This window comes from Rheinheimera sediminis, from assembly GCF_004005375.1.
Classification (GTDB): domain Bacteria; phylum Pseudomonadota; class Gammaproteobacteria; order Enterobacterales; family Alteromonadaceae; genus Pararheinheimera.
On sequence record NZ_RZUF01000014.1, the window covers coordinates 118,415 to 140,634 of the forward strand.

At 47.1% G+C, this 22,220-nt stretch carries 16 protein-coding genes; 10 read left to right on the forward strand and 6 right to left on the reverse strand.

Going from position 1 to position 22,220, the window contains the following annotated elements:
• Nucleotides 1-124 precede the first annotated feature (124 nt).
• Nucleotides 125-1,984, reverse strand: a complete 1,860-nt coding sequence (locus EMM73_RS11210; RefSeq protein WP_127686523.1) for a sodium:solute symporter family protein — start codon at nt 1,982-1,984, stop codon at nt 125-127.
• A 538-nt stretch (nt 1,985-2,522) separates the two neighbouring features.
• Here EMM73_RS11210 and EMM73_RS11215 point away from each other — a divergent pair.
• The 3 genes from EMM73_RS11215 to EMM73_RS11225 all read left to right on the forward strand — a co-directional run bounded on the left by EMM73_RS11215 (nt 2,523) and on the right by EMM73_RS11225 (nt 6,221).
• Entirely contained in the window at nt 2,523-3,527 is a 1,005-nt protein-coding gene (locus tag EMM73_RS11215) for a LacI family DNA-binding transcriptional regulator (protein WP_127686524.1), read from the forward strand.
• Between the two features lie 160 nt (nt 3,528-3,687).
• The gene (locus EMM73_RS11220; RefSeq protein WP_127686525.1) at nt 3,688-4,863 is read left to right on the forward strand and encodes an AGE family epimerase/isomerase; all 1,176 of its coding nucleotides are present in this window, start codon (nt 3,688-3,690) and stop codon (nt 4,861-4,863) included.
• Nucleotides 4,863-6,221, forward strand: a complete 1,359-nt coding sequence (locus EMM73_RS11225) for a phosphohexomutase domain-containing protein (protein ID WP_127686526.1) — start codon at nt 4,863-4,865, stop codon at nt 6,219-6,221. The genes EMM73_RS11220 and EMM73_RS11225 overlap by 1 nt, the downstream gene beginning before the upstream one ends.
• Nucleotides 6,222-6,296: 75 nt before the next feature.
• On the opposite strand, the gene EMM73_RS11230 is transcribed toward EMM73_RS11225, so the two are convergent.
• From EMM73_RS11230 to EMM73_RS11240, 3 genes are all read right to left on the reverse strand, one after another.
• Nucleotides 6,297-7,643, reverse strand: coding sequence for a glycoside hydrolase 5 family protein (locus EMM73_RS11230; RefSeq protein WP_222422649.1), 1,347 nt, complete (start codon nt 7,641-7,643; stop codon nt 6,297-6,299).
• Nucleotides 7,640-9,574 (reverse strand): sialate O-acetylesterase, encoded by a 1,935-nt coding sequence (locus EMM73_RS11235; protein WP_127686527.1) that lies wholly within the window; start codon nt 9,572-9,574, stop codon nt 7,640-7,642. The genes EMM73_RS11230 and EMM73_RS11235 overlap by 4 nt, the downstream gene beginning before the upstream one ends.
• 115 nt (nt 9,575-9,689) lie before the next feature.
• Nucleotides 9,690-12,683: a TonB-dependent receptor gene (locus tag EMM73_RS11240; RefSeq protein ID WP_127686528.1), complete on the reverse strand. Its 2,994-nt coding sequence runs from the start codon at nt 12,681-12,683 to the stop codon at nt 9,690-9,692.
• A 781-nt stretch (nt 12,684-13,464) separates the two neighbouring features.
• Here EMM73_RS11240 and EMM73_RS11245 point away from each other — a divergent pair.
• The 6 genes from EMM73_RS11245 (at nt 13,465) to EMM73_RS11270 (ending at nt 19,852) form a co-directional block, all read left to right on the forward strand.
• Nucleotides 13,465-13,746 carry a helix-turn-helix domain-containing protein gene (locus tag EMM73_RS11245; RefSeq protein ID WP_127686529.1) on the forward strand — a complete coding sequence of 94 codons (282 nt, stop codon included), beginning with the start codon at nt 13,465-13,467 and terminating at the stop codon, nt 13,744-13,746.
• Nucleotides 13,746-15,008, forward strand: a complete 1,263-nt coding sequence (locus EMM73_RS11250; RefSeq protein WP_127686530.1) for a HipA domain-containing protein — start codon at nt 13,746-13,748, stop codon at nt 15,006-15,008. Before EMM73_RS11245 ends, EMM73_RS11250 begins: the two co-directional genes overlap by 1 nt.
• Before the next feature lie 164 nt (nt 15,009-15,172).
• Nucleotides 15,173-16,006 carry an alpha/beta fold hydrolase gene (locus tag EMM73_RS11255; RefSeq protein WP_127686531.1) on the forward strand — a complete coding sequence of 278 codons (834 nt, stop codon included), beginning with the start codon at nt 15,173-15,175 and terminating at the stop codon, nt 16,004-16,006.
• A complete protein-coding gene (locus EMM73_RS11260; protein WP_127686532.1) occupies nt 16,003-16,896 on the forward strand; it encodes a GGDEF domain-containing protein in 894 nt (297 codons plus the stop codon). Before EMM73_RS11255 ends, EMM73_RS11260 begins: the two co-directional genes overlap by 4 nt.
• 107 nt (nt 16,897-17,003) lie before the next feature.
• Nucleotides 17,004-18,737 carry a methyltransferase gene (locus EMM73_RS11265; RefSeq protein WP_127686533.1) on the forward strand — a complete coding sequence of 578 codons (1,734 nt, stop codon included), beginning with the start codon at nt 17,004-17,006 and terminating at the stop codon, nt 18,735-18,737.
• Nucleotides 18,738-18,823: 86 nt separating this feature from the next.
• On the forward strand, nt 18,824-19,852 hold the full coding sequence (locus EMM73_RS11270) for a nuclease-related domain-containing protein (RefSeq protein ID WP_127686534.1): 1,029 nt from the start codon (nt 18,824-18,826) through the stop codon (nt 19,850-19,852).
• Nucleotides 19,853-20,074: 222 nt separating this feature from the next.
• On the opposite strand, the gene EMM73_RS11275 is transcribed toward EMM73_RS11270, so the two are convergent.
• Together EMM73_RS11275 and EMM73_RS11280 are read right to left on the reverse strand one after the other, a co-directional pair.
• A complete protein-coding gene (locus EMM73_RS11275) occupies nt 20,075-20,296 on the reverse strand; it encodes a hypothetical protein (RefSeq protein ID WP_127686535.1) in 222 nt (73 codons plus the stop codon).
• 278 nt (nt 20,297-20,574) lie between these two features.
• A complete protein-coding gene (locus EMM73_RS11280; protein WP_127686536.1) occupies nt 20,575-21,405 on the reverse strand; it encodes a LytTR family DNA-binding domain-containing protein in 831 nt (276 codons plus the stop codon).
• 139 nt (nt 21,406-21,544) lie between these two features.
• Here EMM73_RS11280 and EMM73_RS11285 point away from each other — a divergent pair, with 139 nt between their 5' ends.
• Nucleotides 21,545-22,180, forward strand: coding sequence for a porin family protein (locus tag EMM73_RS11285; protein ID WP_127686537.1), 636 nt, complete (start codon nt 21,545-21,547; stop codon nt 22,178-22,180).
• Nucleotides 22,181-22,220 lie beyond the last annotated feature (40 nt).

Below are 22,220 nucleotides of genomic sequence, written 5' to 3' on the forward strand. Positions count from 1 at the left end.
ACCCTTTCCAAATGTATAGCTGATGTTTTGTTGTTTCTGAGCTCCCAATATCTCTGTCATTGGGAACCGGTTACATGTTTATCTTAAGTTGAGCATAGAATACTCAACTTAAGATGATGATTTTTTATTTATGAGTAACGATTTCGCCTGATAGGTCCGAAACTACAGGCCGATCGTCAGGATGGTCGCGTAAATGATCCCACCAGTGGTACTTCAGGAAAATACTGGTCAGAGCCGCTACCAGCATGGCACCAGCAAAAGCTTGCCATTGCTGGATCACCATAAAAATAGGTGCTGCTGTTAAACTGGTATGCCAGACAATGCCAACACAGACATTGGCCATATCACGACCAAAATCACGGTTAGGCACAATAGCGGCATTGTCTTTTTGCAGTTCAGCCAGAACCGGAGCCCAGAAACCCCAGGGTCTGGTTTTACGATAGAATTCTTTTAACACCGCCATTTCATCTGCTGGTGTCAATAAGCTTGCCACTACGCAGGTCAGCAAACAAAATGCAAAGAGCGCAGGGAAGGCATACAGAGGTGACACTGAGGTAAACATCATAGGAATAGCAGTGACAATACCAGCCAGCATACCAAAGAAATAACCATAGCCGTTAAAGCGCCACCAGTACCATTTCAGTAAGTTGGCTGCGGTGTAACCACCGTACAAAGCTGAAACCAGCCATAAAATCAGTTCATTCAGCGATGGAATAAACAGGCCTATGGCAGTACCAATCAGCACGAATAATACCGAAACTAAGTAACTGAGTTTGACATAAGTTTTAGGCGCGGCATTGGCATTGACGTACTTTTTATAGATGTCGTTCACCAGATAAGCAGGGGCTGCGTTGACAGTAGCGGCAAAGGTCGACATAAAAGTCGCCAGTAAACCCGCTATGACCAAACCTAACAAACCAGCCGGAATATAGTTGACCAAGGCAAAAGGCAGAATTTGTTCAAAGTCGACATTCGGGCCCATCGCATTGAGTTCATCGCGGAAAAATACCAGAGCCAATACAGCTAAACCTGTGATCATCATATAACGTGGAAACAGCAGTACCACATTCACAACCCAGCTCATTTTAGCTGCTTCCACCGGAGTTTTAGCCGATAACACCCGCTGCATATCATAGTTAGGTGCAGGGCCTGCCATGCTTTGTAAAAAGCCTTTAAACAGTACCAGCATAAAAAACACTGAAAACAATGACCAGCCATCTTCTACTATTTTCTGATTGGCCGATGCCAGTAGCTCTGACCAATCCAGCTCCAGGTTCCAGCCAAAAGCCAGGCTATGCCAGCCTTCAGGCACAGCGGCAGCAAGCATCTCCGGCGATACCTGCATCATGGCAATGATACCTATAGCGATACAGGCGAAAGTCATAATAATAAACTGCACCACCTCAGTGATCACTACACTGAACATGCCCCCTTTGACCACATAAGCTGTGGTGATTAAGGTGATGATTAAACCGTACAACACTTCGTTGCTATGAGCATCAGCCGACAGTTGCCATGGCAAAAAGGCGGCGGCAAATTTACCTATGCCGATAAAACCATAAGCCAGAAAGCCAATCACGCTTAATAGTGCAAACAGCACTACGATTAAATGGCTCCACTGGGCGCCTCTGCTGTTACCAAAGCGGAAGGTGATCCATTCAGCGCCTGTCATCACGCCAGAGCGGCGCAGCCAGATCGACAAAAACACCATCAGGAAAATTTGATTAAAAGCAGGCCAGAGCCAGGGGATAAACACGCTTTTCAAACCATAAATAAATAGCAGATACACCATCCACATGGTGCCGCTGATATCAAACATACCTGAAGCATTCGACAAGCCCAGATAATACCAGGGCATTTTATTACCACCGAGGAAGTAACTTTGCATATCCTTGTTGGCTTTATTGGCAATCCAAAAGCCGATCCATAGCGACAGGGCAATATAAGCCAGCACTATGGCAATATCTATAGGAGCTAAATTCATCTGTTATTCGTCTCTGTTGACTTGTCCGGCCTTTGCTGCTGACTGAGCAGCCAGCAGGCCTGTTATATCCTTTATTTTAACAGCAACTGGCACCTGAAAATGAGTGTAACCGGTTACTGTTGTCGTCTGAGTTTACCTTTTTATGCTCAGTTGGCAAGCTGTTATTTGCGTTTATTTCTGTGCTGGCCTATAACGCTTTGTGTAAAATGTCCCACCGCTCTTGAAGCTGTCGTTTTGTTGTAGAGCCTGTAGACGTTTCGAGATTAAATTTTGTTGGTTCTTGTCGTCCCTTTTACTGGGTTAGCACTGGTTTATGTAGAGTCACTACACTGTACTCGAACGGCATTGCGTAAAAAACGACCAGACTGCTGCAAAAATACCCCTGAAACGTCAACATGCTCTAGCCTTGATCGCATTGCCAGACTATCTTGATAGGGTTTTGCGCTTTTGTCGCCATACTGCAACTCCAATTGTATTGGGTATAAAAAAATAACAATGCTGAAAAATGCAAATAAATCAGTCACTAAGGTTCGTTTCCATGTCTACTATCCGCGATGTATCCAAACAGGCAGGTCTATCTATAGCTACAGTATCCCGGGCTTTGAGTACACCGGAGAAAGTGTCCCCAGAAAGCCTGAAGCGAGTGCAGGCTGCGATAGAAAAGCTGCAATACAGGCCCAATATGTTGTCGCAGAAATTCCGCTACAACAGCGCCAACAGCATAGTAGTGCTGGTGCCTAATATAGCTAATTTGTTTTTCTCCACAGTGATCAGTGGTATTGAAAACGTGGCACAAAAACGCGGTTTTAACGTCTTGCTCGGCGATACCCGCGATTCTATGCAGCGTGAGCAAGAATTTGTCCATTTAGTAGAGACCCGCCAGGCTGATGGTTTAATCCAGTTACGGCCTTACAAAGCCAACAACAGTTTATTGCCTAAAGCCCATGTCACAGCAGTGAATGCCAGCGGTTGTGAAAATACACCTTACCCTACAGTGCGTATCGACAATGTTGCTGCTGCACAAGAAGTGATGCGGTATCTGATTTCGCTCGGACACAAACGTATTGGTATGATTTCAGGCTTAAAAGACAACCCGCACGCTATAGATCGAATGCGGGGTTACAAAGCAGCTTTGGCTGAAGCCGGTATCGAATTTGACCCGGCTTTAGTGACGGAAGGCGACTTTACCTTGTGGTCAGGTTTGAATGCATCTGGTCATTTCAGCCGGATGCCAACCCCACCAACTGCGCTGTTTTGCATGAATGATGAAATGGCCATTGGTGCGATTAAGGGATTGAAAAGTAAAGGATTCAGAGTACCAGAAGATATTTCTGTCACAGGTTTTGACGATCTGGAGTTTGCCAAATACAGTGATCCTGCATTAACCACCATAGCTCAACCTGCAGGTAAAATAGGTGAAAAGGCCGCAGAGTTGTTGTTCCAGCTACTGGACGGTACTCATGAGGGCAGCACAGAGTTTGTTTTACCTTACGAATTTGTCATTCGCCAAAGTACTGGGCCAGCACCACAACAGCAGAATTAAACTCTGAAATCAGCTTGTACTCTGCTGAAAATCAATTTGCAAAGCGCAATGTAACCAGTTACATTTTAGGCAACTTTAGTTTTGTCAGCACTGTATTGGCCGGACTTCCCCAAGCAGACCTAAAAATACTGTGCTGGCATCTTGTTTCAGGTGTTCCTACATGTTGTCGTTACTGATGCAAAGCCAGAAATTCACTGCCTGGCTGAAAAACTCGGCGCTGCCATTCTGGAGCCAGCGAGGTATTAATCCAAAAACGGGCGCTGTGTACGAAAAATTTAATGCTGAGCATCAGCCAGATCTCAGCGCTGTGTTCAGAAGTAGGGTGCAGGCCAGGCAAATCTTTGTGTTTGCAGCCGCTTATCAGCAAGGCTGGTTACCTGATGCACTGGAAAAAGTGGCAGCTATACAGCAGTTTTTAAATCAGCACGCAAAAAAACACAGTACTGCCGCAGGTTATGTGCACAGCCTGAACTCTGCCGGCCAGCAGTTGGATCAAAAACTGGATGCCTATGATTTTGCCTTTTTCCTGCTGTCTTGCGCGTACAGATATCAGAGTTTTTCTGATCTGCAGGCGCTGGATCAGGCTAATAAATTACTCGAATACATAGAGCAGCAATTCCGCGCCGCGCCAGGGGGGTGGATGGAGGGGGACTACAGCAGCCCTTACCGTCGGCAAAACCCTCATATGCATTTGTTTGAAGCTTTTTTGGCTTTGTACCAAGCGACCAAAGATGGCAAATGGCTGGCTAAAGCCGGACAAATTTACACCTTGTTTGAGACTGTGTTTTTCCGCCCACAACAAGGTATTTTACTGGAATACTTTACTGAGCAATGGCAGCCAATGCCTGGAGTTCAAGGCCAAATCGTTGAGCCAGGGCACATGTTTGAATGGGTCTGGTTATTGCGCTGGTATCAGCAACTGACGGCTACTCCTGTGGATCATTATTGCGAAACCTTGTACCAAAATGGCCTGAAGCTGGGTCTTGAAGCGAGCTCAGGGCTGATTTACGACGAAGTACTGCTCAGTGGTGAAGTGGTTAAAAACACCAAAAGACTCTGGCCTCTGACTGAGCTTATTAAAGCCAGTCTGGCTCAGGCCAAAGCCAGCTTGGATCTGCCTGCTCAACAGGCTGCGGAGCAGCAGGCTGCTGTGGCTATAGATTTACTGTTTCGTTTTTATCTGAACTCAAATGTAACCGGTTTATATATCGATCAGCTTGATGCTGAGAATCAGATTTGTGTGGCGGAGGCGCCAGCCAGTACACTCTATCATCTGATGGTCGCAGGCTTAGAAGCCCAGGCCTATTGTCAAACACAGCAAAACGGAAAACTCTGATGTGGTCAACTGACTGTTTTAAAACTTACGATATTCGCGGCATAGTACCGACCCAACTGAATGAGGGGCTGGCCTATCGTATAGGTCGTGCTTTATGCCAACAGTTGTCGCCAAAAACTGTAGTTATAGGTCATGACATCCGTTTATCCAGCCCGTCTTTAAGTGCTGCTTTGGCACGAGGACTACAGGATGGCGGCGCTGATGTGATTGATATAGGCTTATGTGGTACTGAGCAAGTGTATTTTTCAGTATTTCATCTGGACGCTGATGCCGGTATTTGCGTTACAGCCAGCCACAATCCTGCCAACTACAACGGTATGAAGTTTGTTGGTAAAGGCTCAGCGCCTATCAGCGCAGACACAGGGCTGAATGCTATTCGGGATTTGGTCGCCAGCGCGGAATTTCTTGCTCCAGCCACCAAAGCAGGGTATCAACAGCAAAATACCTTGCCAGCTTATGTGGAACATCTGTTGACCTACCTGGATGTCAAAGCACTAAAACCACTGAAAGTAGTGATGAACCCAGGCAATGGTGGGGCAGGGCTAGTGGTGAATGCGCTGGCGCCTTTGCTACCCATAGAGATAGTGCCGCTGCAGTTTGATCCGGACGGGACTTTCCCACATGGGGTGCCTAATCCTTTGCTGGTGGAAAACCGCTTAAGTACCAGTGCAGCTATTACAGCTTGTCACGCCGATTTAGGCGTCGCCTGGGATGGTGACTTTGACCGCTGCTTCTTCTTTGATGAACAAGGCCAGTTTGTCGATGGTTATTATCTGGTGAGTTTATTGGCCAAAGCTTTATTGCTAAAACATCCGGGTGAAAAAATCATTCATGATCCGAGGCTGTATTGGGCGACTCAGCATACAGTAAAAGCTGCAGGTGGTGTGCCTGTGATCAGTAAAACCGGCCATGCTTATATCAAAGAGAAAATGCGCGCTGAAGATGCACTTTATGGTGGCGAAATCAGTGCTCATCATTATTTTCGTGACTTTGCCTATTGCGACAACGGCACTATTCCCTGGTTGCTGATGCTGGCTTTATTGTCTGCCACAGCTCAACCTCTATCTGCTTTAGTAGAGCAGTTGCAGCAGCAATTCCCTTGTAGCGACGAGCTGAATTTTAAAGTCACAGATGCAAAAGCTGCCATAGCTGCTATTGCCGCTTTGTATCAGCCGCAGGCCTCAGAGGTAGATCTGCTGGATGGTTTAGGCCTGAGTTTTGCCGACTGGCGCTTTAATCTGCGGATGTCGAACACTGAGCCTTTGCTGCGACTAAATGTCGAAACCAGAGCGAACACTAACTTACTGGCCAGAAAAATTGCTGAAATCACCTCCGCATTACAGCCCTTTTTGGCTTAGTTAGCCTAAAGGCTTGAAGATAGAAAAGGGCGCTTAAAGCGCCCTTTTCTATTTGGATAAAGTGTTAACTCTTGTTTACAACGCATTCATCGCTGCAGCATGAGCTTTCAGTATACCAATGGTACTTTGGTCCTGATCAAAGACTGAATTCAAGCCCTGCGGCTCCTGTGGCGGATCGCCCAGATAGTCATCGCCTGCTTGCCAAATAAAATCAGCCCTTTGAGTTCGTCCTGCACCACCCCAGGTCCAAAAGTTAGAGCCAGCAATAGAACGGCCGGCTTTGGCTTCCTTTTCAATCAACTGAAAGAACTCGCTATAAAACTTATCACGCCAGACTGTAGTGGCTTGGGGTCTGTAGTCAGCGCCGTCTCTTTCTATGCCAAACTCTTCCATCACCAGCGGCTTGTTCATCTGATCGGCCACGGCTATATGTTGCTCTATATAAGTTTTAGCTGTTGCAAGACCCGACTCATAGGTCTGTTCCGCCTGAGTGATATCAAACCACTGCCAGTTTTTTGGCCAAAGGTGAAAGGTCAGGTAGTCCACAAAAGGCGACTGGTGGGCTTCAATAAACAAATTCATATCATCCAGCGCGCCACGGCTGCCTTCACTGCCGGTCGAAACCAGCTGTTGTGGTGCTAGTTGTTTAATGAACTGGGCTGTTTCATGAACCCACTGCACATAAACTTCGGCGTTTTCAGCGCCAGCCTCACCGCTACCTGGCCGCGGTTCATTCGCTAACTGCCAGCTCATAATAGTGGGGTCGGCTTTGTAGGCCACTCCAGTCACTGTATTGGTGCGCTCTATCAGTTGCTTGATCAGGCTACGGTATAAAGCCTGCGATTCGGCCAGGCGATAAAACCGTGCCGAGTTTTGCATAAAGGCATTCCAGTCTTTGGTTAAGTCGGGGTCCAGCACAGGCTCGCCTGTCTGCCAGGCCACATACTGTGACATGCCACCAGACCACTGCCAGAAGTTATTCAAAAACAGCACAGCTTTCATCTCGCGCTTGGCCATTTCTGCCAGCAGAAAATCCAGCCCTTGCCATAAGTCTTCATCGATTTGGCCTGGTGCCGTCTGAATAGCAGGTTTTAATGACATCACCAGAGCGCTGGCTTCAGAGGCCGCCAGCACCCTTAAGTTAGTCACACCAGCAGCTTTTAACTGATCCAGCTCTTGGATTAAACGCGCTCTGTCACCTTTAGCGCCAGCGGCGCCCAAGTAAGCGCCATACCAAAAGTTTGTGCCGACAAAATAATAGGGCTTACCTGCCAGTTGGAATTGCTTACCTTTTACTTGCACAAAAGCTGAAGGCGCTGCAGTTTCTGTCGCGACCAGAGTTTCTTGTGACATAGGCGCTTTACCACAACTGGTTAAGGCCGCCAGTAACAAGAGCCCAAATAGAGTTTTTACTGATTTCATGGTGTGGCTCCGGTTGAAGTATCAGACTTTAATTTTTCGCCAGCCCTGAACGGCACAGCTGGTAAGCCTGCACTGTTGTATAAGTTGGCGTAGGTGTAGTCGGCCCAGCCAAAACGGATGGAGACAGGTGTTTTTACTTGTTCGCTCCAGACCAGCAGCTGATCCGTGCCCAGCAGTTTGGCCTGAGCGTTATGATATTTGCCGTCATGCCCAGCAATAGCAAAGCCAAGTAACTGGTCGCCTTGGACTGAAAGGCCAGTGCCAACCTGATCAAAGCTTAAACGGAAGCCTGAATCTCTGACTCTGATGCTTTTTAACACTGGGCCTGAATACAGCACATCTTCAGCATAAACCACAGCGCGGGCCGCCAGATACAAACGCTCTGCTACAGGTTTTTTCCGGCGTGGATGCACGTCTTCAATGTCGCCTAAGTCAGTGATCACCGCCATAGCGGTTTGTGGCAGGGCCAGAGTTTTAGTTTGGGCTTCACGTAACTCTGCCCAGTTACTCTCCATAGGGTAAGGCTGAGGTTTCATATAACTGGCAAGCTGCACATATAAAAACGGCAAAGGTTGTTGCCAGTGCTGACGCCAGCTTTGAATTAAGGTACTGAATAACTTGTGGTAATACTGCGGTTTATCACCGTTACTTTCGCCCTGATACCAAATCACCCCTTTTACGGCGTAAGGCATCAGTGGTTTGATCATGGCATTAAAGAGTACACCAGGTTTCCAGTTCAGGAATTTTACGTCCGGTAATTGAGGTTCAGCGTCGTTTTTATAACGCCAGTCACCTTCCAGATTGAGTTGGCTTGCATCGGCTTTTAACCACAACTGACCAGCACGGCCTACTGAGACTTTATTGTCCCAGCTGTTGATCACCCGCAGCGCTATCAGGTTGTCACCGGCTTTTAACAGCCCTGCTGGCAACTTAATTTCAGTGGTAGAGTCGGCCCAGCTTTCTTCGGCCACTTGTTGACCGTTGACAAAAATACGGCCAATTTGATTGATATCACCAAAAAACAGCGAGGCTTGAGCCGGCGCTTTTTCCAGTTTTACGGTTTTGCGTAACCAGACAATATCACTCAAGGGTTTGGCATTAGGTAAGCTCACCTTTTGCCACTGACTGTCATCTGTGGCAGGTTCAGCCAGTTTGAGCTGTTCAATACCTGCATTGCTGGCAATCAATTGCCATTTTTGCTGGTCTTTTTGTTTGTTCTCTTCGATGCGTTGTTGCCATACTTCAGGCTGAGCTTGCATGTCCGCTGCATCTTTTTCATAGCCAGGCACATTGAGCAGCGCCTGAGCCGGAGTCCAGGCTTCGGCCGCTGTGCCGCCCCAGGTGGCATCAATTACACCTACAGCAACGCCTTTTTGCAGATGATTTTGTTTGGCAAAAAACCAGCCAATAGCAGAGAAATCAGCCACTGTTTCAGGCGAAGCTACAATCCAACTGGCAGCCGGAACAGGCTGATTGGGTAAAGCAGACAAGGTTTTAGGCAAAGTATAAAACCGGATTTGTGGCAAATTACTGTCTTGCACTTCCTGTTGCCAGTTTTCCGTTTGAGCACCCAGTTTCCATTCCATATTGGACTGGCCCGAGGCCACCCAGACTTCACCCAACCAAACATCGTTAAACCTAAGGCTCTGGCTTTGGGTTTTTACGAGCAGGCTATAAGGCCCGCCGGCAGGCTGAGGTTTTAATGTTGCCAGCCATTGGCCATTGGCGTCCGCCTGCACTGAGGTTTTGCCTTGTGCCAGTTCCACTTCTACAGTGTCACCTGCTTTGGCCTGGCCCCAGATTTTCAGTTGCTGGTCACGTTGCAGCACCATATGATCGGCAAAAAGTGCCGGTAAGGTGAGTTCACTTGCCATCAGGTTGATGCTTATCAAGCTCATAAAAATCAAACAACTCTGCAGTAATTTAGACATCAGTGTGCTCTTTTTTTGGTTAATTGCTCAAGCAGTTCAATGCATTAAGCGGCTCTTCAAACTAGAAAACAAGCCGGACTAAAGTCTTCACTGAAGTCCGGCTCAGGTTAAATGCTTAGAAACGAGCTCTTACACCCAAGGTATAACGACGCTCATAAATGTTCTGATTGATCTTCAGGTTTTCCCATTGCAGATAACTTTCCTCGTATTCTTCGGTCAGGTTGGTGCCCTGAGCGAAGACAGTAAAGTTGTCTGTAATGTCATAACTGACAGAAGCATCCACATAAGCAGTGGGCTGTTGCCAGAAACCAAAGTCGGCCTGACCCCAGACATTAACAGGGTACTGTAAACGCTTGCTGCGGTAGTTATGCGCTAAACGAGCCTGGAAGCCGTCTTTTTCATACCAAATGATAGAGTTGGCAGAATGCTCTGAGTTGTCTGAAATAGGCAGAGTTTCGCCATAATAATCTTTGCTGGCACTTTCGCTTGGCGCGTAAGTGTAATTAAAGGTTACGCCAAAACCGCTCCAGAGATCTGGCAGGAAATCAAAGGCTTGCTGATAACCAAACTCGATACCCTCAATAGTGCCGCCTTGGCCATTTTGCTTGGTTTGAGTGGGCACTGCCGTATTACGCACTACGCCATCCGAGTCCGGTATATCAGAGCGCAGCACAGTACCTGTTTCAATAAAAGACTCGATATCCATACGGAAAGCGCCCAGACTTAATAAACCACTGGAACTGAAATACCATTCCAGACTGAGATCAAAGTTGTCAGAGCGCCATGGGTCCATCATAGGGTTACCATTGGACTGAGCTTGCTGAGCTAAAAACAAACTGGAGTTGTTTGGATCTATAGTACGGGTGACAGATAGGCCCAAACCTAAATCGTCGGTATTAAGCGCCGTCATGGTTTTGGCATAAGCAGCACGTAACTTCAACTCTTCTGTTAAATCAAAGGAGATATTAAAAGACGGCAGCACGTCTGTGTAATCTCTGTCGGTGATGACATCACCGGCATCAGATAAAGGTGTACCTGAAATCCCTTCGTAATCTACACCATCTACTGTCACTACTGAGGTTGCGCCAAGAATATTTTGTAGCACATTCAGTTGTGTTTTAATCACCTGCACCCCCAGGTTACCGCGGAACGGCAGATCGAAAGCGCTGATATCGCCTTCAAAATTAGCCTGGGTGTAGACAGTGCTGGTTTTCTCTTCGATATCATAAGAATCGGCCGGGTTTTTCTGCCGGACATTGCCACCGTATAAGGCATTCTGGAAACCCAAGGCATCGTCCATCACTTTAGGATCAATAAAATACAAACCGGCTGAAGGTAAGCCAGTGACAGGACCAAAATCACTGATTTGTTTCACCCAACCTGCGGGTAAACCAGAAAATGGCTGTAAAGCAGCAATAGACAAGCCAGTGTCAGGCAAACTTGAGGCTGGATCTTTCCACTTGGCGTAGACAGTTTTGCCAGCGCTGGAGGTAAAAGGTGAGACTAAATCATAAGTAAAACGGGTCACATCACGTTTGGCATAACGCACACCAAAATCGACAGAGGTAATGTTTTCCAGCTCAAAAGCATAGCTGCCGTCTGCCCTTAAAATATCTAAGTTGGCTTCATCATCTGAGTTGTGTTCTGAATAGGTAGAGACCAGGCCGTAATTGGCCATATTGCCGGTGTCGACCCCAATATTCCAATCCGGATGTTCACCACGGTAATCGATAGAGACCGGAATATAGTAATACAGGGGTAAACCATTGCTGCCAAGCAGCGGCTGGCCATTGGCCTGAGTAATAGGTAAACCTTTGATACCACCTGGGTTCACTGCCACAGGGCCATTGCCAAAGTTGGCGTCTGCGCCTACCTGAGATAAACCGTCATTTAAGTAGGAATCAGCAAAGTTTTTGGTGCGCTCTGCTGTGGCTTTGCCATGTAAATAACGCACTGAGCCTTTAAATCTGTCGCCGTTGTCATAATCCAGTTGCAGATTGGTGTTCAGTGATTCGCGGTAATCCACTTCGCTGCGTGAATAGGCATTTAATCCACGGGCTTCTAAATCCACCGATTCTAACGCATAAAAACCTGGCGCTACTTCAGTGGCCGCATCTGGTTTAAACCAGCCCCAGTTTTGCCAGGCGTTATGCGCCACTATGCCGGAAGCACGGTCAAACTGGTCCATGTCGGTGTAAAACACGTTGGCAGTTAAAGTTAAAGTGGAAGACAATTCGTATTGAAATGAAGTGGTTAAACCTAAGCGCTCACGTTCAACAAAACGGTTCATAGCGCTGTGGCTTTGGAAGCTGAAAAAGGTGTCCGTGGTATCACCGTCAGCATTGACATCAGCAGCACCCTGAGGCCATGCCCAGCCTTCACCCGCTAAACCCCACCAGCCGTCATTTTGTGCGCCGTTGCGGTAATTGGCTAAGTTAGAGTTAGAGTAAGTGGCAGAAAAAGCAGCACCCCATTTGTCGCCATTGTAACCGGCGAACATGCTGGTTTTGTCGTCTACTTCTTCAGTGTAGGAACCATAAGTGCCTTCAGTGGCAGCTACTAAAGTCCAGCCCTCTTCTAAATCAAAAGGTCTGTGGCTTTTCAGGTTAATAGTGCCGGAAATACCACCAGCTAAGGTACTGGCCGTAGGCGACTTTAATACATCGACACCTGAAATCAGTGAAGACGGAATATCAGTAAAGTCAGGTTGTACAGTAGTAATAGAACCAGCACTTAAAAATTGTTCGCCATTGAGCAATGTGGCAACCTGCGGCATACCGCGCACGTTGACGGTAGAACCTTCACCTGCAGAGCGGCGGATTTGCACGCCGTTAATACGCTGCAAGGAGTCGGCAATAGTAGTGTCCGGCAGCTTACCTATGTCTTCTGCCACTATAGAATCAACCACCTGATCTGAATTACGTTTGGTATTGATAGACGCAACTTGCGAGCCTTTGACGCCTCGCACCAGAATTTTTTCAATTTGTGCTTCTTCGGCTGAGGTTTTTTCTGCTTGCTGAGCCTGAGCATAACCTGCACTCATGGCCAATACGGAGCTGATGCTTAAGGCCAGAGCGCAGCGCTTAAACTGGTTGTGGGAATTGTTCATCTTTCTTTGTCCTGTTGACTGGTCGGGCTCTGTTGCAAGGCAAGACAGCAGGCACCTTCTCCCCTAAGACAAAGTGGCACAGCATGCAATACAAAACACCCGTTGTATTTCTAGTTTATGTAACAGTGCAACTTCACAGTCAGGCTTTATACTTTAACTGGTGGTAACCGGTTACATATTGATTTAAACCTTCCCCAAGGTTGCTAGAATGTAGTGCATGCGAAAATTTAACACAACTGTCTGATGAATTTTTTTTCATCATGACCGGCCCCTTCAAGCAAGTGTTTATATGGATTATTATTAATAATCAATTGCTTATTATTTTGTGTTGCGGCTAATTTTTAGCTGGTCCGGCAATGTCTTATTTATAGTGTTTTGGCAAAGGCGAGCGGCTGTATTACAGCTTCTCTTTCCAGAAAGACGATAAAATTTGTAACCGGAACCATTGAGGGCTGCAGCAGTGTTTGAGTCATCGGGCGCTGTTTCGCCTACCAGAGCCTGCTGCCATAAACCTGCGGATAGTAGGCAGAACTAAAAGAAATGATGAAGAGGTTCCATCTGTTGATGCAGTATTACCAATGGCTTGCTTCAAGCACGTATCTTTACTCCTGAATGCGGTTAAAGGATTGTCGTCTAAATTATTCAAAATAAATGCGTTCGTGGTTATTCCGTTATTTTTTTGTTGGTGCAGAGATAAAATTACACGAACGCACAAATTATTTGACTTTATATAGTGCGTTGATCATTATTTACACGTTCGCACATAATTTAAGGGCTTGTTATGGACGTCATTGTTAAAAGTGTCGCGCAAATTGCAGGCGCAGCTCGATTGACCCGTAAAGCTCAGGGGATAGATCAGTTTGCAGCCGCTTCCTTATCTGGCAATAGCGTCACCTTTATCAGCCAGTTTGAGAATGGTAAAACCAGCGTTGAAATTGGCAGGGTGCTGGAGCTTTTAGATCAACTGGGTATTGAGCTGGTATTAAAATTACCTTTAGATCAAGCTGAGCTAAAGCCTGCTCAGCAAAAGCTGCTACATGATGCTATCTACGGGGGCGCTTAATGAGTCGTTCCCTCCATGTGTTTATTAACAATGAGCAGATTGGAACTATTTACGAAGAAAATGCGATCTGGGGCTTTGCCTACACAGAAGCATGGCTCAGCCATTCTGACGCCTTTGCCTTATCTTTAGCCTTACCACTTGAGACCGGCATCAAATGGGATGGTGCTACCACTCGTCCGGTACAGTGGTTTTTTGACAATCTTTTACCTGAAGAAAATGCCAGAGTTTTACTGGCCAAAGACGAAAAGGTAGATGCCGGAGATATCTTTTCGTTACTGCTGGCAATAGGTGCAGAATCGGCAGGAGCTCTGACTCTGTTAAGTCCGGGCGAGATGTTACCCATAGGTGCAGCTCATCCATTAACAGCAGAAGAGCTTAATCAACGTATTGAAGCTTTGCCTAAAACTCCACTGAACGATAAAAACAGAAAACGTATGTCGCTGGCTGGCGCTCAGCACAAAATGTTGGTTATTTATCGTGATCATGCTTTGGCCGAGCCTTCGGGCCAATGGCCATCCACTCATATCCTTAAACCAGAGCATTCACAGCCTGCCACTTATCCTTTCACCTGTCGCAACGAATGGTTTGTGATGAAGCTGGCAAAATTATGCAAAATGAATGTTCCTGAAGTTGATGTTTTGTATGTGCCTCAGGCCGCCTATGTTGTTGAACGCTTTGACAGAGCAGGTACTTATCCGGATCTGCAAAGGCTGCATATACTGGATGGCTGTCAGTTGCTGAATATTCCTCCAGCAGATAAATACAAAGCAAGTCATGTTGAGTCGTTGGCTAAAATGGTTGAAAGGTGCCGCACTAAAGCACTGACCCAACTTATTTTATTTCGTTGGGCTTTGTTTAATGCTTTGGTTGGTAACGGCGATGCGCATATGAAAAACCTGTCCTTTCGTTTTGAGCGGGGGCTGGTGGCTATCATGCCGCACTATGATTTGCTCTCAACCATTATTTACGAAGAACGCGGCCATCATTTAAATGCTGAACTGTCTCAGCCTATGGGCACAGCCAGAACTTTTGCCGGATTGAGGTTACAGGACCTGCTGGCGTTTGCTGGGGGACTGGGGATTAAAGCCAGTTTGGCTGAGCGTGAAATTAAAACCATGACTGGCCTGATCTCCAAGGGAGCTGCAGCCTTAATTCTACAGGTAGAGGCTTTGCCCCTTTACCCGGGCAAAGCGGGTGAGCTGCGTATGCTGCGGCAAATTGAACATCTGGCCATTCATGAGATGATTCGCAAAATAAGCTGAACTAACTGCGCTTATACAAATAAAGAACTACAACTTTAGGTACAAGCTACTGTTTTATATCCTATTTATCGCGCCAGCAAGCTAACTTTGTTAGGCTATACTGAAGCCGTCTTTGCACCGCGCTGGCCTACAGAGTAATCTGGTCAGCATTAGTTGGAGTTTTTATGCTCGCCTACGACGATATCATCCGCAGAAACAATGTACAGATCACGGGTTCAGGCCAGCAGGTGATGCTGATGGCTCACGGTTTTGGTTGTAACCAACTGATGTGGCGTTTTTTAATGCCACACCTGAGTGAGCAATACAAACTGGTGCTGTTTGATTACGTCGGCTCTGGCGCTTCAAATCTTGCGGCGTATTCCAGGCATAAGTATGCCGATTTGGCAGGCTATGCACAGGACATAGTGGATATTTGTACCAGCCTCGATTTACATAATGTAGTGCTGGTGGGTCATTCAGTCAGCAGCATTATCAGCTTACTGGCAGCACGGCAAATACCGCAGCGCATTCACAGCATAGTGATGGTGTGCCCTTCGCCTTGTTTTTTAAATGACCCATCAGATTACTTCGGCGGTTTTAATAAAGCCGATTTAACCGAGCTTATTGACCTGATGGATAAAAACTACATTGGCTGGGCGCAGTATCTGGCACCTTTAGTGGCGGGCGACGCCGATCAAGACTTTGTCAGTGCTGAGCTGGCCGAAAGCTTTTGCAGTACTAACCCCATAAGCGCAAAGAACTTTGCCAAAGCCACCTTTTTTTCCGATTACCGAACCTTATTGCCACAAAACACTCACCCTGTCTTGCTGTTGCAAAGCCAAACTGATGCTTTGGCCGCTTTGTTTGTTGGAGACTATATGCACAAACACACCCCCAAAAGTATATTGCAAGTGGTTGAAGCCAAAGGACATTGCCTGCACATGACACATCCAAAGCAGGTGGCAGAGCATATTCAGCAGTTTATGCAGCAGCTGTTACCGGAAGAAACTGTGGTATGACGCCTGATTTCAGCAGGCACGACTTTCCTGTAGGGCTGGTAGTCACCAGCCTGAACAGTGGCGAAATACTATATGCTAGCCAATATTTTTATCAGCTAAGCCAGCAACAGCCGCAGCACGACAGCAGGTTTGCGGCACTTTTCACCCCTGCATCCAGAATAGTACTGGAAAGTTTTGTTATGCCGATGCTACTGCATCAGGACCATTGCACCGAAATTCAACTCAGCCTGCAAACCCAAGCCAAAAGCGCTGTGCCAGTGCTGGTAAATGCCCGTATAGTGCAGGGCGAATGTCCAACTATTTATTGGGCCATCAGCACGGCACAACAACGCGATAGCTTGTATCAGGAATTGGTGAACCTGCGTAACGATTTAGAGCTCAGGGCTGAGCGGCTGGAAGTGTTGTCGCAAACCGACGAACTAACAGGCCTGTTGAACCGCAGAGCTTTTATTGCCAGAGCTACCACCCTAATCAAACAAGGGCTGCGCCACAATATGGCCTATTCGTTTTTTATGATCGACATAGACCACTTTAAATATATAAACGACCAGCACGGCCATAACGTAGGCGATGAGGTGCTGCATAAAGTGGCGCAGCTGCTGGCCAATAACAGCAGAGAAAACGATATACTAGCCCGTATTGGCGGCGAAGAATTTGCCATTATTACCCTCAATAGCCAAAGCGACTCGCCTGTTAAATTTGCTGAAAAGCTGCTGGCAATTATTGAAGCCGAAAAAGTACAAGGTATTGATGTCACTGTAAGTATAGGCCTGGCTGTTTCAGCCAAAGCCTGTTTCGAGCAGCTGTACAAAGGTGCAGATATACTGCTGTACGATGCCAAACACCAGGGCCGCAACAGGCTGGTGTGGCGGGATATTGATGAGAACTAAGCTGGCGCTGCTGGAATCGTCTGGTTTAGGGGCTTGGCTTTCCGCTACAGCTTTGCAATAGTGGACCTATTCTGGCGTCAGCCATACTCAAGGATTGCAGCTTAGGCATGAGCAGTAATATTGATATTTACCACCAAGTGGCAGAAGGTTTTGCCAGCCAATACAATGCGTTAAAACCTGAAGAGGTGCATCAAAGCTGGCGCAGTTTCTGGCCAACAGCTGATGCTTTAGTATTGGATATAGGCGCTGGCAGCGGCCGCGATGCGCTTTGGTTGGCGCAACAAGGCTGCGAAGTATTTGCGGTGGAACCTGCCAAAGCTTTACGTGAATTAGGGCAACAACAAACTGCTACTTTGCACATCCCCCGACAAGGCGCCCAACACAAACCAGTACACTGGCTGGACGACCGCTTGCCAGAGCTAAAAACTGTGCTGCAACTGGGTCTGAAGTTCGATCTGATTTTAGTCAGCGCTGTCTGGATGCACCTGATTCCTGCTGAACAAGAACGTAGTTTTCGCAAATTATCTAACTTATTAAAAGCCGGTGGCCGCTTGGTGATTAGCCTGCGCCACGGCGGCTTTAACGACGGCCGCACCGCCTATCCAGTTAGTATTCACAGCATAGAGCAACTATGCGTACAACACGGGCTGGAGCTGACATTCCAGCAGCAAGGCACGGACGCTATGGGCCGCAGCGACGTACAATGGCAAACTGTGGTCTGCACCTTGCCGGACGATGGCAGCGGCAGTTTAAGCCAGGTGCGGCATATCATTTTAAATTCGGCCAAATCGTCCACCTACAAACTGGCCTTGCTGCGTACTTTGGTACGGATTGCCGATGCACATCCGGGCGCAGTGCTGGATAGCAGCAGTCAGCAAATTATCTTACCTGTCGGCTTAGTGGTGCTGTATTGGATCCGGCAATTTAAGCGCTTGCTGGATAGTTATAACCTGCAACAAAACTCTGATCCTTCAAAGCGTTTAGGTTTTCAAAAAGCCGATGGCTGGGATTTACTGACGCACTTAGCTGCAGACGATTTTGCCGTAGGCGCTTTGTTTACTGGCCCTGATGCTAAGGCGCTGCAAAAGTTATTTAGCCATTGTATCGATACTATTCAGCAGGGCCCTGTAAAGCATATTTATAAGAAAACTAAAGATAATCCGTTGTTTGGTATTGAGAAAAATAACAGCCGGGTGTTAACGGAATCTGTGTTAATCGACCGTGAATTTCTCGCCAGCTTTGGCCATTTTATAATTCATCAGGACAAACTCTGGCAGTGCTTGCGCCACTATGGTTGCTGGATTGAGCCTTTGTTAACCCGGCAATGGGTGGATGAAATGGCCAAATATCAGCTGAATAAAGCACGGGCGCTGCCACTGGAAACCTATTATTTAAGCCTGCAATGGCTGGAGCAAAAACGCGAAACTGCCGCAGTGCGCGACAAAGTAATAAAGCTACAACAACAAGGCGAGCAGGTGCTGTCGGTATGGAGCGGCAGTTCGCTAAAACAATTTGACATAGACCACTGCCTGCCATTTTCCTACTGGCCCAATAACGATCAGTGGAATTTATTGCCCTGCACAGCCAAGGAAAACCGCAGCAAAAGCGACCGCCTGCCGGGCCGCGATTTATTGCAACACAGCCGTGGCCGCATCAATAACTGGTGGCAACAAGCCAACAGCACGACAGTCGAACAACGGCGCTTTTTCACCGAAGCTAATTTGTCCTTGCCGGGTTTAAGCAATCAAAACCACGACTTTGAACAAGTATTCGAAGCCCTGCAGTTTTTGGTGTTTGGCGTAAAACAGCGGTTGCAGGTGGGGGAGTGGCAGTTTAGCTAAAGCTTGTGGATTGATTTTCAGGATTGAAATTTATCTGTTTCTGCTATAGGTTCATCGGTAGGTCATTGCAGTAGTGGTAAATCAGGATGATTGTAAAAGACAAAAAGCAAAAAGCCGCTGTGGGTGTGCGTCAACAGGCCGGAAACCAGCAAGAACAGGATGTCGCCTTTTACCTGCGCCGGGCTTTTAAAGATGACGACAGGGTGAGGGTGTTTCACGACTTGCAGCTGTGTTACGACGGCGAATACGCTCAGATTGATCACCTTATTGTCTATACCTTCGGTTTTATTGTGATTGAATCCAAAAGCATTAAAGGCGAAGTACGAGTGAATGCTCAGGCAGAATGGTCGCGCAGCTATCGCCAGCAATGGCAGGGTATGCCATCTCCTGTGAAGCAAGCACAATTGCAGCTTAAAGTACTCAGAGACGTGCTTACCAATAATCATGAAAAAATGCTGGGTCGTTTGTTTGGTTTAATTCAACTGGGTTTAGGTGGCCGTTGCTATGACGTTTTATGTGCCATTTCCAGTGACGCCATTATTGACCGCAGCAAAACGCCAAAAGACGTCGCTGCTAAACTGGTGAAAACCGAGTTTATTGCAGACGCCGTGAAAGACCTGATGCGCCTGCCTAAGTACCTACCAAACATGTTACGTGTCTACGATACCAGACCAGATTTTAACTCTGAGGAACTGGATTCCATTTGTAGTTTCCTGCTCACTGAACACCTGAAGTTAAGGCCGGAAGAACAAGATCTGGTGCGCGCAGCTCAGCCACAGCCCAAAAGCGCTGCTAAAGAGGTTGAAGTTCAGACTGTGGATCTATGGCAGGTAAAAGAGAAAACGAAGTCTAATCCGGCAGAACCCATTAAAACTGCCGCCAGCCACACAGAACCCTTGGTCAACGGTTTATGTAAACATTGCCAAAGCTGGGATCAGCTTTCAGTCCACGCAGGGCGTTATGGTTACTATTTGAAATGCCATATTTGCAGTAAGAACACAGCACTAAAACAACCCTGTACTCAATGCCACAGCCAACACACCAAAGTACGGAAAGAGGCCGACAAGTACTTAGTTGGCTGTGAAAGTTGTGGTCACAGCTGGCGGGTGTTATAGGAGTGCTTTGTGCCAGAAGCGGAAATTCACTGAGATTCGATTGAATCGGCGCTTTTCACTGAAAGCGTTACATTGCATACATTGAGAGTTACCTCAAGGACTAGATTAGACACCTACAATCAAAACTGGTAACTCTCACTTTCTCAATGCAATGGTCAGATCAAGTCGAGACTAAATCACCTGATTTTGTTCACTTGACTTGCAAGATGATAAACACGATATTTATTCCCGCTTTTCCTGAACTTTTAACCGCAACATTTGAACATTCGTGTTTTCAAAGCGCCTGACATCAATCTGAAATTTGGATGCGTTTTCAAGCATATTTTCATCAAATTGTTTCAATAAATCTGCAGTTATTGGTGTATCTCTGTTCAGTTGGAAACGAATTGCACCATTTGCCACTGCAGCAATGCCCTCAGGGTCAGGTCTTGCGGTGTGCGTCATTTTCGTAATTCGCTCATCGCAGCTCATCAAAAATAGCCTCGTCAGACCAAAAAAACGCAGCGTTATGGCTACGCCTTTACTCTCAAACTCTCATACAGTGTTTCAGGGACTAATTTCTTCGATTTTACGAAGAAAAAGTCAAAGCAGGAGAATATGTTTACCTGCCCATATAGGTTGGATGATTAAAAGGCTGGCTGTTCTTTAGCAAACAGCGGCGAGTGATGCGAAGTCTCATTATTCGTCTATGTTCTTTGTCTCATGTCTCATGTCTCATGACCTTATGACTCAGCCAGCAAGCGCGTGACTGTGGCCATTTTATTTCGACTGACCGGGATTTCGGCATTGTTCAACAACACCAATACACCTTCGCGACCATCTTTTTTTAAGGCTCGGATCGCCGCTTTGCTGACCCAATAGGAACGATGAGGCTGCAGGCCTTCGAGCTGTTGGCAGGCGGCAATTGCATCCCTGAGATTCAATAAAATCAGTGATTTCCCCTGGGTGGTGACCACCGAAAGATAATGCAGTTCAGACTTTAGATAGAGCAGTTGGCCTCTTTTGTCTGCGGGTAACAATTGCTGCAACGCAACATCCGCTGCGGTGGGCTGCGCAGGCAAGGCTTGACCCTCTGCTTGATGCCCTGTCTCGATGGCCGCCATTTCAGGCGCTCGCATCACTTTATAACCCAGCACCCAAGGCGCATTAATCGATATCCAACAAAGCACCACAGGTGGGAGTACGCCACCAGCCTCGTCCACTAAGCTCCAGATGAGATTGTTGAGATCCATAGGTAACGGCTCATTCCCCAACTGCACATCGGCAAACAGCGCCAGGGGCACAAACAGCAGCGCACCAGAAACACCTGAAAGCGACAGTTTCAGCCAGGCATTGAGCAGGTTAAAAACCGCGCTTTGTCCAAACAGCATATGACTTGTAACCATCAACATCATCGGGACGGTACTTTGATAAGTCCACAGCAGTAAACTGGCCAGCAGCGACAGCTCATTATTTTGGTCAATCAGCGCAAACAACAACGCAAGGAGGACCGAAATGGTGAAAAAATAACGGGTAGGCGCGATATCTCCAAATTCAAACGACTGTTTTTGCATAGATTATTCTCTTACTTGTCCTTTGTGCAGCTGCCCATTGGTGCAAAATCCTGCCCATTGGTGCAAAACAACTTTAGTCCGTTGTTTTGGTCTTCCAAACTATCAATTGTCAATTTAGCACAACAAAGGATCGACTTTGATGAACATTAACCATGTCACAGCAGGCTTGCTTGCACTGCTGTTCGTTGCAATGCCGGGTATCGCCAGTGAGCCTTCACGCATCTATCTGAAACCCTATGCCGGGATCAGCTATATGAATGATGTGAAACGAACGGATAATGCAATCAACACCGAGATTGAATTAGAAAAAGGGATGGCCTTTGGTGCCGCCGTCGGTTACCAGTTCAACCCGAACGTGGCGTTGGAACTGGTGTGGGAGTACCGCAGCAACGACAGTGAAACCAGAGTTGGCAATACCTTCTTTCCTGAAGGCAATTACGCGTCCAATATTTTTTATGTTAATTCCATTTATTCCTTTGACGCCGTTGGCAAATGGCAACCTTATCTGGGCCTAGGTCTGGGTTGGATCCAGGAAATCGACTTAGACCTGAAACAAAATGGCATTGAACAATCACTGTCGAATAGCGGCAATCTGACTTACCAAGGGTTTGTCGGCGTGGAATACAACTGGTCTGCAGCGTGGTCGTTTCACACCGAACTGCGTCATGCCGGCGCGAAGTCAGGCACCTTAGAAAACGAGCTTAGCAAAGAGCGCTTTGGTAGCCTCAATTATAAACCTTTCACTTGGCAAGTTGGCGCTAAGTATCGGTTTTGAGAATCGGACGGGTCACCCATTAGCCTCTCGGTGTCAATAG

What these genes read in the sequence shown, in the direction of transcription:
- EMM73_RS11210 (WP_127686523.1), bottom strand. Translation starts at nt 1,984, where the DNA reads ATGAATTTAGCTCCTATAGATATTGCCATAGTGCTGGCTTATATTGCC.
- EMM73_RS11215 (WP_127686524.1), top strand. Translation starts at nt 2,523, where the DNA reads ATGTCTACTATCCGCGATGTATCCAAACAGGCAGGTCTATCTATAGCT.
- EMM73_RS11220 (WP_127686525.1), top strand. Translation starts at nt 3,688, where the DNA reads ATGTTGTCGTTACTGATGCAAAGCCAGAAATTCACTGCCTGGCTGAAA.
- EMM73_RS11225 (WP_127686526.1), top strand. Translation starts at nt 4,863, where the DNA reads ATGTGGTCAACTGACTGTTTTAAAACTTACGATATTCGCGGCATAGTA.
- EMM73_RS11230 (WP_222422649.1), bottom strand. Translation starts at nt 7,643, where the DNA reads ATGAAATCAGTAAAAACTCTATTTGGGCTCTTGTTACTGGCGGCCTTA.
- EMM73_RS11235 (WP_127686527.1), bottom strand. Translation starts at nt 9,574, where the DNA reads ATGTCTAAATTACTGCAGAGTTGTTTGATTTTTATGAGCTTGATAAGC.
- EMM73_RS11240 (WP_127686528.1), bottom strand. Translation starts at nt 12,683, where the DNA reads ATGAACAATTCCCACAACCAGTTTAAGCGCTGCGCTCTGGCCTTAAGC.
- EMM73_RS11245 (WP_127686529.1), top strand. Translation starts at nt 13,465, where the DNA reads ATGGACGTCATTGTTAAAAGTGTCGCGCAAATTGCAGGCGCAGCTCGA.
- EMM73_RS11250 (WP_127686530.1), top strand. Translation starts at nt 13,746, where the DNA reads ATGAGTCGTTCCCTCCATGTGTTTATTAACAATGAGCAGATTGGAACT.
- EMM73_RS11255 (WP_127686531.1), top strand. Translation starts at nt 15,173, where the DNA reads ATGCTCGCCTACGACGATATCATCCGCAGAAACAATGTACAGATCACG.
- EMM73_RS11260 (WP_127686532.1), top strand. Translation starts at nt 16,003, where the DNA reads ATGACGCCTGATTTCAGCAGGCACGACTTTCCTGTAGGGCTGGTAGTC.
- EMM73_RS11265 (WP_127686533.1), top strand. Translation starts at nt 17,004, where the DNA reads ATGAGCAGTAATATTGATATTTACCACCAAGTGGCAGAAGGTTTTGCC.
- EMM73_RS11270 (WP_127686534.1), top strand. Translation starts at nt 18,824, where the DNA reads ATGATTGTAAAAGACAAAAAGCAAAAAGCCGCTGTGGGTGTGCGTCAA.
- EMM73_RS11275 (WP_127686535.1), bottom strand. Translation starts at nt 20,296, where the DNA reads ATGACGCACACCGCAAGACCTGACCCTGAGGGCATTGCTGCAGTGGCA.
- EMM73_RS11280 (WP_127686536.1), bottom strand. Translation starts at nt 21,405, where the DNA reads ATGCAAAAACAGTCGTTTGAATTTGGAGATATCGCGCCTACCCGTTAT.
- EMM73_RS11285 (WP_127686537.1), top strand. Translation starts at nt 21,545, where the DNA reads ATGAACATTAACCATGTCACAGCAGGCTTGCTTGCACTGCTGTTCGTT.